At 68.1% G+C, this 12,530-nt stretch carries 10 protein-coding genes, 1 tRNA gene and 2 pseudogenes; 4 read left to right on the plus strand and 9 right to left on the minus strand.

Features of this window, described 5'->3' with window-relative positions:
- Positions 1 to 49 precede the first annotated feature (49 nt).
- Positions 50 to 1,318: a diaminobutyrate--2-oxoglutarate transaminase gene (locus ACI2L1_RS03020; RefSeq protein WP_404737561.1), complete on the plus strand. Its 1,269-nt coding sequence runs from the start codon at positions 50 to 52 to the stop codon at positions 1,316 to 1,318.
- A gap of 126 nt (positions 1,319 to 1,444) precedes the next feature.
- Here the strand turns inward: ACI2L1_RS03020 and ACI2L1_RS03025 are convergent, their stop codons facing one another.
- The 5 genes and pseudogenes from ACI2L1_RS03025 to ACI2L1_RS03045 all read right to left on the minus strand — a co-directional run bounded on the left by ACI2L1_RS03025 (position 1,445) and on the right by ACI2L1_RS03045 (position 5,376).
- On the minus strand, positions 1,445 to 2,437 hold the full coding sequence (locus ACI2L1_RS03025) for an aldo/keto reductase (RefSeq protein ID WP_404737562.1): 993 nt from the start codon (positions 2,435 to 2,437) through the stop codon (positions 1,445 to 1,447).
- Positions 2,438 to 2,466: 29 nt separating this feature from the next.
- Positions 2,467 to 2,697: pseudogene (locus ACI2L1_RS03030) on the minus strand (IS3 family transposase); the annotation flags it as partial.
- Positions 2,698 to 2,945: 248 nt separating this feature from the next.
- Positions 2,946 to 4,184 carry an RNA polymerase sigma factor gene (locus ACI2L1_RS03035; RefSeq protein ID WP_404737563.1) on the minus strand — a complete coding sequence of 413 codons (1,239 nt, stop codon included), beginning with the start codon at positions 4,182 to 4,184 and terminating at the stop codon, positions 2,946 to 2,948.
- 81 nt (positions 4,185 to 4,265) lie between these two features.
- On the minus strand, positions 4,266 to 4,637 hold the full coding sequence (locus ACI2L1_RS03040; RefSeq protein WP_404737564.1) for a YciI family protein: 372 nt from the start codon (positions 4,635 to 4,637) through the stop codon (positions 4,266 to 4,268).
- A gap of 31 nt (positions 4,638 to 4,668) precedes the next feature.
- Complete coding sequence (locus ACI2L1_RS03045; protein WP_404737565.1) at positions 4,669 to 5,376, minus strand: DUF998 domain-containing protein; 708 nt, start codon at positions 5,374 to 5,376, stop codon at positions 4,669 to 4,671.
- Positions 5,377 to 6,025: 649 nt separating this feature from the next.
- On the opposite strand from ACI2L1_RS03045, the gene ACI2L1_RS03050 reads away from it, so the two are divergent.
- Together ACI2L1_RS03050 and ACI2L1_RS03055 are read left to right on the plus strand one after the other, a co-directional pair.
- Positions 6,026 to 6,114, plus strand: a tRNA-Thr gene (locus ACI2L1_RS03050).
- Between the two features lie 661 nt (positions 6,115 to 6,775).
- Positions 6,776 to 7,003, plus strand: coding sequence for a hypothetical protein (locus tag ACI2L1_RS03055; RefSeq protein ID WP_404737566.1), 228 nt, complete (start codon positions 6,776 to 6,778; stop codon positions 7,001 to 7,003).
- 677 nt (positions 7,004 to 7,680) lie between these two features.
- Here ACI2L1_RS03055 and ACI2L1_RS03060 read toward each other — a convergent pair.
- The 4 genes and pseudogenes from ACI2L1_RS03060 to ACI2L1_RS03075 form a co-directional block, all read right to left on the minus strand.
- A pseudogene (locus ACI2L1_RS03060) lies at positions 7,681 to 8,209 on the minus strand (NAD(P)-dependent oxidoreductase); the annotation flags it as partial.
- A gap of 156 nt (positions 8,210 to 8,365) precedes the next feature.
- Entirely contained in the window at positions 8,366 to 9,049 is a 684-nt protein-coding gene (locus tag ACI2L1_RS03065; protein ID WP_404737567.1) for a DedA family protein, read from the minus strand.
- A 60-nt stretch (positions 9,050 to 9,109) separates the two neighbouring features.
- On the minus strand, positions 9,110 to 9,778 hold the full coding sequence (locus ACI2L1_RS03070; protein ID WP_404737568.1) for a lysophospholipid acyltransferase family protein: 669 nt from the start codon (positions 9,776 to 9,778) through the stop codon (positions 9,110 to 9,112).
- A gap of 184 nt (positions 9,779 to 9,962) precedes the next feature.
- Positions 9,963 to 11,555 carry an MFS transporter gene (locus tag ACI2L1_RS03075; protein WP_404737569.1) on the minus strand — a complete coding sequence of 531 codons (1,593 nt, stop codon included), beginning with the start codon at positions 11,553 to 11,555 and terminating at the stop codon, positions 9,963 to 9,965.
- A 269-nt stretch (positions 11,556 to 11,824) separates the two neighbouring features.
- Between ACI2L1_RS03075 and ACI2L1_RS03080 the strand changes: the two genes are divergently transcribed.
- Complete coding sequence (locus ACI2L1_RS03080; RefSeq protein WP_404737570.1) at positions 11,825 to 12,505, plus strand: lysophospholipid acyltransferase family protein; 681 nt, start codon at positions 11,825 to 11,827, stop codon at positions 12,503 to 12,505.
- Positions 12,506 to 12,530 lie beyond the last annotated feature (25 nt).

Consider the following 12,530-nt stretch of genomic DNA (forward strand, 5'->3'; position numbering starts at 1 on the left):
GGCCCGCGACGCGTTACGAGAACCGTTGACAGGAAAGGTACGTGCTGACATGGCCGAGACCGACCGGACGCCCCTCGCGGTGTTCGAGCGTCACGAGTCGAACGTACGCAGCTACTGCCGCGACTTCCCGGTGGTCTTCGAACGAGCCGCCGGACACCATCTGTGGGACACCTCGGGGCGACGCTATGTGGACCTGCTGTGCGGGGCCGGCTCGCTCAACTACGGCCACAACCCGCCCGAGATCGTCGAACGGGTGACGGCCTACCTCACAGCCGACGGCCCGGTGCAGTCGCTGGACCTGCACACCACGGCCAAGGCCGACTTCCTGGAGCGGTTCACCAGCGTCGTCCTTCAGCCGCGCGGCCTCGGCGACCACGTCGTCCAGTTCCCCGGACCGGCCGGAACGCTCGCCGTCGAGGCCGCCCTGAAGCTGGCCCGCAAGGTCACCGGGCGCACCGAGGTGATCGCCTTCACCGGAGGCTTCCACGGCGCGTCCCTCGGCGCCCTCGCCGCCACGACCTCCCCGCTGCTGCGCGGCGCGGCGGGCGTTCCTCTGACCGACGTCACGATCCTCCCGTACGGCGACGCGGCCGAGCCCGATCCGTTCGCCGCCCTGGAACACGCCCTCGGCCCGGGCGCGGCGACGCCCCCGCCCGCCGCGGTCCTGCTGGAGACGGTCCAGGGCGAGGGCGGACTGCACACCGCTCCCCGCGCGTGGCTGGCCCGGATCCGTGAACTCGCCGAGGCCACCGGCACGTTGGTCATCGTGGACGACATTCAGGCGGGCTGCGGACGCACCGGTACCTTCTTCAGCTTCGAGGACGCCCCCGAACTCCGCCCCGACCTGGTCTGCCTGTCCAAGTCCCTCAGCGGAATGGGGCTGCCGATGGCGGCGCTGCTGATCCGGCGCGAGCTCGACCGTTGGGCCCCCGGCGAGCACAACGGCACGTTCCGTGGTCACAACCTCGCCTTCGTGGCGGGCTCCGCGGCACTGGACCACTGGGCCGACCCGCACTTCACCGACCACGCCGCCGAACTGACCGCCGCGATCCGCACCAGCCTCGCGAGCATCACCGACGCCCTCCCGGCGGGTGCCGCCGAAGTCGTCGGCAAGGGAGCGATGAGCGGCCTGAGATTCCCCGCCGCCGTGACGGCCGAGCGGATTCGGGAGGCGTTGTTCCGTGCCGGCGTCATCGCCGAGACCTCGGGGTCGGGGCATGTACTGAAGCTTCTGCCACCCCTGACGATCTCCCTCCCCGAGTGGAAGGAAGTGGCGGGCACCTTGGGCGACACCGTCCAGGTACTCGCTACGGCGTAGTCGCCCGACACGGGCAAGCAATCGAAGGATGTCGCATCCCTGTACTCGAACGAGCGCTGCCCCGTCCCGAAGACGGTGGCGGCGACTGCGAAGGAATGCGACTGCGAACGAATGCGGCTGCGACCGCTACCAGGCGAAGGCCTCCGGAGACGGCCCCGGTCCCGGGAAGATCTCGTCCAGCCCGGCCAGCAGCTCTTCGCTCAGATCCAACTCGATGGCGCGCAGGGCGGATTCGAGCTGTTCGGCCGTGCGCGGGCCGACGATCGGGCCGGTCACGCCGGGGCGGGTGAGGAGCCAGGCCAGGGCGGCCTCGCCGGGCTCCAGACCGTGCTTGTCGAGCAGGTCCTCGTACGCCTGGATCTTCGCGCGTACGTCAGGGCCGGACATGTTGCCCGCGGCGAGCCCCTCGCTGCGCCGACCGCCCTGGACCTCCTTCTTCAGCACGCCGCCGAGCGCACCGCCGTGCAGCGGTGACCACGGGATGATGCCGAGGCCGTACTCCTGCGCGGCCGGGATGACCTCCATCTCGGCACGGCGCTCGTAGAGGTTGTAGAGGCACTGCTCGCTCACGAGGCCGATGGTGCCGCCGCGACGGGCGGCGATCTCGTTGGCCTGGGCGATCTTGTAGCCCGGGAAGTTGGACGACCCGACGTAAAGGATCTTCCCCTGCTGGATCAGTACGTCGACGGCCTGCCAGATCTCCTCGAACGGGGTGTCCCGGTCGACGTGGTGGAACTGGTAGACGTCGATGTAGTCGGTCCGGAGCCGCTTGAGCGAGGCGTCCACGGCGCGCCGTATGTTCACCGCCGACAGCTTGTCGTGGTTGGGCCAGGCCGCGTCGTCCACGCCCATGTTGCCGTAGACCTTGGTGCCGAGGACGACCTTGTCGCGCCGCTCGCCGCCCTTCGCGAACCAGTTGCCGATGATGCTTTCGGTACGGCCCTTGTTCTCGCCCCAGCCGTAAACGTTCGCCGTGTCGAAGAAGTTGATGCCCGCGTCCAGCGCCGCGTCCATGATCGCGTGGCTGTCGGCCTCGTCAGTGTGCGGACCGAAGTTCATGGTGCCGAGGACGAGTCGGCTGACCTTGAGGCCCGTGCGTCCGAGCTGCGTGTACTTCATGGACTAACGCTAGTCACGTGGAGTGCGCTCTAGGCAAGCACGCACTCGTACTCGACGGGGGTCCATCGGCCCAGGAGTCGTTGTCGCCGGCGCCGGTGGTGGGTCCGCTCGATCCAGGTCACGATCGAGATCCGCAACTCCTGGCGGGCGAACCAGACTTGGCGGTCGAGGACGTTCTTCTGCAACTGTGCGAAGAAGGCCAGGCCGTGCCGGGTGAGTACGGCGGCGACCTTCCGTACCCGGAATTGCCGAAGGCGCTCCACCAGCCGTTGTTCCGGCAGACCCGCCAGGCGGTCCGCCCGCCGGACCAGAGACAGATACGCCGCCGCCCGCAGCCCGCCCGACTCAACACTCGATGACGTTCACAGCCAACCCACCCAGGGCTTCGCCGCAGACGCTACTGATCCAAGTCGGGTGGCCGGACGTAGGCGCTCAGGAGCCCTTCGATGCGCTGGTTGTTGATGGACTGCCGGTCTGCCGGTCGTAGAGTCGGGCGAGTGAACGTGCTCTATCCCGGTCGCCGGCTGGTGTCGTCGGCGCGTTTGAGGAAGAGATTTCGCTCGGCTTTGTTGCGAGTGAGCCCTGCGGCCCGTGCGAACTCGGCACGTGCCTCGTCGTGTCGGCCTACCCGGGTCAGCAGTTCTCCGCGTACCGCCGGAAGTTGCGGATACTCCTTGAGCGCCCGCTCCTCGGCGAGCTCGGCGAGGAGGCCCAGCCCTCGTTCCGGGCCGTCCGCCATGCCCACCGCGACGGCCCGGTTGAGCAGGATCACGGGAGTGGGCTGGACGTAGGCGAGCACCTCGTACAGGGCGGCGATGCGCGGCCAGTCGGTCTCGTCCGCGGAGCGCCCGCGGGCATGGCACGCCGCGATCGCGGCCTGCAGCGTGTAGGAGCCGCCGCCCAGCGACTCGGCACAGTCGAGGGCTTCGAGACCGCGGCGGACGAGAAGCCGGTCCCACAGCCGCCGGTCCTGGTCGGGCAGGAGTACGGGCTCCCCGGCGTCGTCGGTACGGGCCGGCAGACGGGAGGCGTGCAGTTCCATGAGCGCCACCAGACCGTGGACCTCGGCTTCGTCCGGCAGCAGAGACGTCAGGACGCGTCCCAGCCGCAGGGCCTCCTGGCACAGTGCGGGGCGTGCCCAGTCCTCGCCGCCCGTCGCGGAGTAGCCTTCGTTGAAGATCAGGTAGATGACCTCCAGAACCGAGGACAGCCGGTCGGCCAGGTCGGCCGGGGTGGGCAACTCGAAGCGGACGCCGGCGTCGGCCAGTGCGCGTTTGGCCCGCACGATGCGCTGGGCGGCGGTGGGCTCCGGAATCAGGAAGGCCCTGGCGATCTCCCTGGTGGTCAGTCCGCCGAGCAGCCGGAGGGTCAGCGCCGCCTTCGCCTCGGCGGACAGCACCGGATGAGCCGCCGTGAACATGAGCCGGAGAAGGTCGTCGCCGATGTGGTCGTCGAGCTCGGCGTCCAACTCCTTCTCCGCGTACTCCTGCTGAATTTCGACGTCGCGGCCGAGCAAGTTGAGCTTGGCCGCGTACCGCTCCTGGCGCCGCAGCAGATCGATCGCGCGATGCTTCGCGGTCGCCCTCAGCCACGGACCGGGATCATCGGGAATGCCGGTCTTCGGCCACTGCTCCAGCGCGACGACGAAGGCGTCCTGTGCGAGATCTTCGGCTAGGCCGACGTCTCGTACGAGCCTGGCGAGGCTCGCGATCAGCCTGGCCGCCTCGATGTGCCAGACCGCCTCCACGGCCCGATGGGTCGTGCGGGAAGGATCTTCGGGATCGGTTGGATCGGCAGCTGCCACGCTGCCGATCCAACCACCCGTGCGCTAGGCGGGCGAGGCGAAGTCCTCGGGTCCCATCACCTTCAGGACCTCAGCGTCGCCTTCCCAGCCCGGCCACAGGTCCCGGTGCAGCTGCATGAAGCGGGAGGTCCACTCGATGACCTCCTCCTTGCTGCGTACCTCGTAGAGCGCGTAGCTGATGATCTCCTTGGCCTCGGCGAACGGGCCGTCGGTCACGCTCAGCTTCCCCTCGGACAGGCTGATACGAGAGCCCATCTCACCCGGGGCCAGGCCCGCGGTGTCCAGCAGACTGCCGGCGCTGGTCGCCTCCTCACCGAGCTTGAGGATCGCGGCCATCAGCTCGGGCGGAGGCGGTGTGGTCGGGCGGGCGGCCTTGAGCAACGCCAGGTAACGCATGATCGGACCTTTCTTTGTGTGTAGAGGGGAGCTATGCGGTCGCAGTGCGTGGTGCGCGGCTGCGGAAGTGGAGGGAGACCATGGACAACCACGCCCAGGCCAACAGGATCGCCGCCGTGAACGTGAGGTTCGCCCAGGCAGCTCCGCCGCTGCCGGCCAGCGCCACGAAGCCTGCCAGGAACACGCTCCCGGTGATGCGCGAGAACATTGCCCATCCCCGCAGGCCGGCAGCTGCGAAGTGCCGCGCCAGCTGGTAGCACACCACGACAAGGCAGAGGAAACCGATGCCTGCCGACACGAAATGCAACACGCCGTGCCAGCTGGTGGAAACGCCACCGTCGGGCGTACCCGGGGGAAAGCCCAGCGCCGGGTCCGCGCGGAAGATCCCGGCTGCCACCATGCTCAGCCCATACGCAACCCACAGCCGAGCAGACCGGATGCCCCTTCTGTCCAGGGCCACGACGCGGCGCAGGCCACCGGCACCCGCGGTGACCATCAGGCCGGTCACCATCAGGTTGGTCGCCTGGATCCAGCCCAGGCTGCCGTTGCTGAGCAGACTCCAGGCGTGCCGGGTCAGGTCGAAGCCCTCGCGGGTCAGCGCCTGGGTCAGTGACACCACGACGTAGAACGGCCCGGCGATGGCGCTGCAGACCAGCAGGTTCCTTCCGGCTCCCGTAGCCGGGATGCGACCGCGCCCTGCGGCCTTCGCAGCCGCTGACACCGTATTTGTCTGGGACATCGTCCCTGTTCCCTTCGAACTGCAGGGCTGGCTGTCAGCCCTTCCAACTGGAGCTCGAACGGGAAGCCCCTGTTTCGACATGACCCGCCAAGATCTTTTCTGGATGAGGTCTCGGCGGAACTCCGTGCCGTCGTCGCCGGCCAGATGGCGCGGGTGACTCAGTACACCGGGTCGGTCGAATCGGGGTGGGAAGATTTCCCTTGTCAGCAACGCTTTCGCGGCGCAGGCTCTTGCCGTCGACCGCCGGCCCCCGAAGCCAGCCGTCGGCACCTGTGCCGGTCGGACAGCCAGGGGCCCACCGCCCGGTCCAACGCGTCGCCGTCGATGCGGCCCACCAGCCGCCACACCGGAAAGCACCACGGTGCTTGAATCGTGGGCCGCGTAAGAAAGGAAGGCCCTGACAGCGCTGAAAGACGCGAACGCGCTGGCCAGGGCCTACTTCCTCAACACTCGATGATGTTCACAGCCAACCCACCCCGAGCCGTCTCCTTGTACTTCACGGACATGTCGGCGGCTGTTGATCATGCCCTTGAACTGCAGTTTTGTCGTGGGCAGGCTCGTCCTGAGTCGCGTCGGGGACTTCTCGGGGACTTCTTGCCGAGGGCTGCCTGCGAAGTATCCGATGGTACGTGACGTGCTTGCGGGAGTCGGGTCGTTAGTGTTCGTGCAGGCGTCCGATCGTTTCGCCGGGCCCCCGCACTCGTAATGCGTAGGTCTCGGGTTCGAATCCCGAAGGCGGCTCTTTTTGAACCCCAGGTCAGGCCTCTGACCTGGGGTTTTTGTTGTTCGTGCTGTTTGGTCCGGGCGCGAGCCGGGCTGTTGGCCTGCGCAGGCGTGATGCGTAGGTCAGAGGTTTGATTACGGGCGTGATCTGTTTCGCTGGGTGTGTGCAAGCCACCTGACCTGCGGATTTCAAGGTTCGGGTGATGTCTGATCAGTGCCGGGTGCTGGTGGTGTGCGCAAGGGGAGCGCATCCGTGCATTGAGAGTACGGCGGGCAGTCCGGGGGATGGGTCGTCGAACGGGACGTGTCGACCGTGCTGGGATTGTCGGTGTCGGTCAACTTGTGAGGCCGATGGTCTCCGGTCTCGCGGGAAGTGCGCAGATGGGCACGGTGGTTGCCGTCAACGGAGGTTCCGTCGTTCGACGGTGAATGTCAGGGATGCGACTCCCCTGGACTTCGACGCGGTGCCCGATCCGCGCTCGCGGCGGGGCCAGTGGTACTCGCTGACGGCGATCGTGCTGGTCTGCGCCTGTGCGGTCGTCTAGGGCACGAGGAGCATCGAGGAGCTGGCCGAATGGGGCGCGAACGCCTCCATCAGACTCCTGACGGCCATCGGCATTCATCGGCACCCGCTCAGATGGCGGCGCGCTCCCTCGCCGCCGGCCACGATCGGCGTGTGCTGGGGGTGGTTGACGGCGATGCCCTGGACCAGGCGGTGGGCGCCTACTTCGCGGACCGGCACCGCGGCGTGGTCGAGCCGGCCGACACCTCGGGGCCGCGAAGCGTGATCGCCGTCGACGGCAAGGCCCTCAAGGGCTCCGCCCGCCTCGATGCGCCGCCGTCATCTGCTGCCCGCGGTCACTCGCTGGCCGGTCTTGCCCCTGGCCCAGGCAGGCCGGGGTGAAGACGAACGAGACCACGCACTTCAAGCCGCTGTTCGCGCCGCTGGACCTGACCGGCGACCTGGTGACCTGGTGACCTTCGACGCTCTGCACTCGGTGAAGGCGGACATCACCTGGCTGGTGGATACGAAGCAGCCGCACTACATCGCCGTGATCAAAACCAACCAGCCGACCACGTACCGCCAGCTCGCGGCCCTGCCGTGGCGGGTGGGACATCACCGTCCAGCACGCTACCTCCGACACCGGACACGGCCGCCGCGAGACCTGCTCCAGCAAGACCTGCGCCATCCCGGACGAACTCGGCGGCATCGCCTGCCCACATGCCCGCCTGGCCATCCGCATCCACCGTCGCCGCAGGCCCACCGGCGAACGCGAGACCCGCGAAAGTGTCTATGCCGTCACCAAACTCAACGCCCACCAGGCCACACCCGCCGACCTGACCGCCGCGATCCGCGGCCACTGGAAGATCGAAGCCCTGCACCAGGTCAGAGAAGTCACCTTCGCCGAGGACGCCTCCACTGGCACCGCGCCCCGCGCCATGGCTCCCTCCGTAACCTCGCCATCGGCACGCTGAAGCTCCTCGGTGCCGACAACATCGCCAAGACCACCCAGGCGATCTGCAACAAGCCCGAGCGAGCACTCCCCATCCTGGGCATCACCAACAACCCGGACACCTCCGGAACTTGATCAAGCCCTGTCTCGCGACACGGCCCTCGTAGAGCGCGGCGAGGCGAGCGTCCTGGTCGGCGATGGCCGCGCGCGAGGTGTTGATCAGGTACGCCGTCGGCTTGAGAAGGGCGAGTTCGGCGGACTGAGCAGCCCGCGGGTGCGGTCACCGAGGGCGAGGAGGTGGACCGAGACGAAGTCGCTGTCCCGGAGCAGGTCCTGCTGGGCAGGGGCGAGTTCGACGCCTACCTCGGCGGCGTACTCCTTGGTGAGGTTCTGGCTCCCCACGCGCTGACGCGCATGCCGAAGCGAGCCCGAACTGCGCCACCCAGCTGCCGATCCTGCCGAGCCCGAGGAGGCTGAGTCGGCGCATGTGCAGGCCGGCGCCGACGGTGGATTCCCAGGAGCCTTGTGTGTGCAGTGCGTTGTTCTCCTCGATGACCCCGCGGGGGAGGCCCACCCAGCAGCAGCGCCTAGGTCAGTTCGACAGGCGGGGTGGGTGAGTCGGCTGTGCCGCACACGGTGACGCCGTGCGCCTCGGCAGGAACACCCTCGTCGTCGAGCAAAGCGTAGTGCAGTCACACGTCGGTCCCTCTTCTTGTCCCGCTGTCCCGCATGGCCGAGAAGATCGACTGTACGCGGTGGCCGGGCGACACTGTCGGGCGCTGCGAACGGTGTGGCCGGTGCCGTCGCGGTTGTCACGGGCGAGCAGGTCGCTCTTCCGGTCTCGAGGGCGGTGCTGCCCTGCGGGCCCGTATCGCCTCGACCAGGACCGGCACGAGGGAGAGGGCGATGATCAGAATGATCATGGGGAGCAGGTAGGAGTCGATACTGCCCTTGAGCGAATCGCCGAGCCGGTGGCCGAGGAGGATGATCCCCACCGTCCACAAGGATGCTCCGAGGACGTTCCAGACGAAGAACTCGCGCGCCCGCATCCCGAGTACTCCGGCGACCGGGTTCAGGAACGTCCGTACGACCGGTAGGAAGCGCGCGAGGACCACCGCCTTGCCCGCGCCGTAGCGGGTGAAATAGGCCTCGGCCTTGGCCACGTACTCCTGTTTGAACAGCCGGGAGTCCGGCCGCAGGAACAGCCTCGGGCCCACGTGCGCCCCGAGTAGGTGTCCCAGTTGTGCTCCAGCCGTGGCGCAGACGGGGGCGCCGATCAGCAGCGCGGGCAGCGAGAGGTGGAAGCCGGGCCGATGAAACACCTCCGCGGCCGCACCTGACGCGCCCACTCCGGCCAGGAACAGCAGTGAGTCGCCCGGCAGGAAGAAGCCGAACAGCAGCCCGGTCTCGATGAACACGATGATGAGGATGCCCGCCAGACCGAAGGCGGCGATCAGCGATTGGGCGTCCATGACGTTCACGGCGGCGACGTTCATGAGCTTCTCCTCGGCGAACGGTGGGTGGCGGCGTGGTTGCGCGGTACCGGAGGGCGCTGCTCAGTTCTTCACGGACGTGGCGAAGACCGGGGCGCGCTCCTGGCCGGACAGTTCCGCGATGGCGTCCATGACGGTGTCGGAGGCTTGACGGCGGGCCCTCGCGTCGTCGGCACCGCCTTCGAACGGTGTGAGATCCACGGGCTTGCCGAACGCGACGCGTATCTTGGCCGGCCGGGGCGAGACCTTCCCCGGAGGAAGGACGCGATCGGTGCCGGACATCGCGACGGGTACCACCGGCGCACCGGACCGCAGTGCCAGCCAGGCCACCCCCGTGCGCGCCTTGTACAGCCGTCCGTCCGGTGACCGAGTTCCCTCCGGATAGATGCAGAACGCGCCACCGCGGCGCAGGAGGTCGAGACAAGGGTCCAGCGCGGCCACGGCGGCTCGCCGGTCGGCGCGGTCGACTGGGACCTGCCCGGTCCCACGCATGAAGGCCGAGGTCAATCGGTGCCGCAGGCCAGGACCCTGGAAATACTCGGCTTTGGCCATGAAGGTGATATGCCGGTCCAGTGCCAGTGGGAGGAAGGTGGAGTCGACGATTGACAAGTGATTCGACGCCAGGACAACGGGTCCGGATTTCGGAACGAATTCCTCCCCCGATATTTCGAGACGTGCCAGGGAACGGAGTAGAGGGCCGACCGTCCACTGCAATGTCTGATAGATCGTCACTGGGTTTTCTCCGCTCTCTGCTGAGCCATGCCGAGTGATGCTAGCGCAGGGACCGGGACGGCCGGCCGATTAATCTGCGACCCTTGCTCAAGCCCCGCTGACAGGTTGCCGATATCCTCGTCAAAGCGCTACTAATGCACCACTAAAGCGCCACTAAAAGCAGCGGGAAAGGGTACTTCGCCGTTCATTCGTCGCGCCGGCCGCGTCGTTCCGCGAGGGCTCCCGGCACGGTGACAGCCACTCCGGCGAGCGCCACGACCACGCCCGCGAGAAGGGCGTACGACATGGCGTCCATGAAGATCGAGCTGCTCAGCTCGTCCCAAGTCCCCCGAAGGGCTGGGGGAGTGTGTGCCAGGGGGCGATGCAGTCCGACGGACACGTCGTCGATCGCCTGGCGGACGAATCGCTGGTCCGTGCTGTTCGCTCCCGCCTTGTGCAGGGCCTTCCTGAGCAGGTCCTCGGCGCGGCTGCCCAGCATGGTGCCCATGGCCGCGATGCCGATGCCACTGCCGATCTGCATGCCGGTCTGGTGCAGTCCGCCCGCCAGCCCGCCCAGCGGGGCCGGGACCTGGCTCACGACGATCTTGGTGGAGCCTGCCAGCGCGGGCGCGAGGCCTAGGCCCAGGGTGAAGAGGAGCAGGCTGAGTTCCAGTGAGCCAGGGTGCGTTCCCAGGCGGGACAGCCCGTACACGGCGTCGGCGGTGACCGCCAGCCCCGCACACACCACCACGCGTGCGCCGACCCTGCGCATGGCGATACCGGAGAGCGGTGCGACGACGATCAGCGTGCCGGTCAGTGGCAGTACGTGGAGGCCTCCTTCGACCGGACGCAGGCCCAGCTGGTTCTGCACGTAGTACGAGATCACGAACAGGGTGCCGATCATCGTGAACGAGAGGCTGATCACGAGCAGGAGCCCGGCCCAGAGTGGTGGCGTGCGCAGCAGAGCCGGAGGCAACAGTGGATCGGCGGCCCGTTGTTCACGCAGGAGGAACAGCCAGGCCAGGGCCGCCGCGGCGGCGATCAGGGCCGCGCTGCGCGGATCGAGCACCCCGCGCTCGGTGACCGTGGAGACCCCGAGGAAGACCGTGAACAGGAGCGTCCCGAGGATCAGCGCACCGGGTACGTCGAAGCCCCTGCGGAAGGACGTTGTGGGCCGGCTGGCCGGCCGGCCGCGCCAGATCCAGCTGCCCAGCGCGATGGTGAGCATGCCCATCGGAATGTTGATGAGGAAGGCCGCCCGCCAGGACACGTGTTCCACCAGCAGCCCGCCGACCACCGGGCCGGCGGCCGTCGAGATGCCGATCGCGGCGCTGCGCACGGCGATCGGCATGTCCAGCCGGTCGTCCGGGAAGGCCTCGCGCAACAGGCCCATGGTGGACGGCTGGAGGACGGCGCCGCTGAGCCCCTGCAGGACCCGCAGGCCGATCAGCCAGTTGATGTCGTGCACGGATGCAATCAGGCCCGACGACACGGCGAAGCCGGTCACCCCGATGAGGAACGTCCAACGGTTGCCGATCCGGTCCCCAATGCCCCCGGAGACGATGAGCAGGCTGCCGACAGCGAGCAGATAGGCCGCGGTGACCCACTGCACCTGCTCCAGACTGGCACCTAGGTCCGCCTGGAGGGCCGGCTGGGCGAGCAGGACGATGGTGCCGTCCAGGGAGACCATCGTCGTGCCCAGGGTGACAACGGCGAGCATCAGCCAGGCTCTGCGCGGCTCGAAGGCGCGATCGGAGCTCTTCGAGCCGTCGGGCTTCGAATCGTTGACACGGGACATGTGAACCGCCTGAACCTGCCGACTACTTGGGGGTGGGAAACACTACCCGAGCGCATCGGCCGTACTCTCCGCGTCGAGGATCCCCGATCCGCTTTCCTCCCGCTAAAGCGCATGCGGCTACCGGATTTAAATCGGGCGGATTCGACTTGAGAGAGCATCGGACGCCTCGCCATAGTGAAGTCCAGAGACGGGAAAGGCCAACTGGCGAGAACGTTGGAGGACTTGTGACCGGTCGAGAGCTGCTGCGTAGAATTCTGTCGTGTCTGGCCATGCTCGTCTTCCGTCCCCGTGTGACCGGCCTGTCCCACGTTCCAAAGTCGGGCCCGGTCGTCCTGGCCGCCAACCATCTTTCTTTCTCGGACCACATATTCATGACGCTGTTCGTGCCGCGCTCCCTCTACTTCGTGGGCAAGGCGGAACGGCTCGGCAGGCGGGGGCTGCGCGGCCGGCTCAGCGGGCTCTTCTTCAGGAGCGTCGGCATGATCCCGGTACGGCGGGACGGTGGACGGGGTGGCGTGGCGGCCCTGGAGCTGAGCCGTGAACTGCTGGACCGTGGTCTCGCCGTCGGCATCCATCCGGAGGGCACCCGCTCACCCGACGGCCGCCTCTACCGGGGCCACACGGGCGCCGCATGGCTGTCGCTGGCCACCGGGGCGCCCGTGGTGCCGTGCGGTCTGGTCGGGACCGACCAGGTGCAGGGCCCGGGCCGTCTGCTGCTCAGGCGGGCCCGCTTCGAAGTGCACTTCGGGCAGCCACTGTCGCCCGAACGGTACGCGGGCCGGGAGGAACTGAGCCTGACGCGCCACCGGTTCACCGAAGAGATCATGCGTGGCATCCGGGATCTCACCGGACAGGAGCTCGTCCTCCGGTTCGCCGTCAAGGGGCAGGCGATCGAGGCCGGCCGAGCCGGAACCGTACGAGCGGCGGCGCCCGCGGGCGAGCCTCGCTGATCCGCTCATCCCAGCGAACACCTCA

It is taken from the genome of Streptomyces sp. NPDC019531 (assembly GCF_044903305.1).
In the GTDB taxonomy this organism is placed as follows: Bacteria; Actinomycetota; Actinomycetes; order Streptomycetales; family Streptomycetaceae; genus Streptomyces.

Coding starts and splice junctions, on each gene's coding strand:
- ACI2L1_RS03020 (WP_404737561.1), top strand. CDS start 50: ATGGCCGAGACCGACCGGACGCCCCTCGCGGTGTTCGAGCGTCACGAG.
- ACI2L1_RS03040 (WP_404737564.1), bottom strand. CDS start 4,637: ATGCGTTACCTGGCGTTGCTCAAGGCCGCCCGCCCGACCACACCGCCT.
- ACI2L1_RS03080 (WP_404737570.1), top strand. CDS start 11,825: ATGCTCGTCTTCCGTCCCCGTGTGACCGGCCTGTCCCACGTTCCAAAG.
- ACI2L1_RS03065 (WP_404737567.1), bottom strand. CDS start 9,049: ATGAACGTCGCCGCCGTGAACGTCATGGACGCCCAATCGCTGATCGCC.
- ACI2L1_RS03045 (WP_404737565.1), bottom strand. CDS start 5,376: ATGTCCCAGACAAATACGGTGTCAGCGGCTGCGAAGGCCGCAGGGCGC.
- ACI2L1_RS03025 (WP_404737562.1), bottom strand. CDS start 2,437: ATGAAGTACACGCAGCTCGGACGCACGGGCCTCAAGGTCAGCCGACTC.
- ACI2L1_RS03075 (WP_404737569.1), bottom strand. CDS start 11,555: ATGTCCCGTGTCAACGATTCGAAGCCCGACGGCTCGAAGAGCTCCGAT.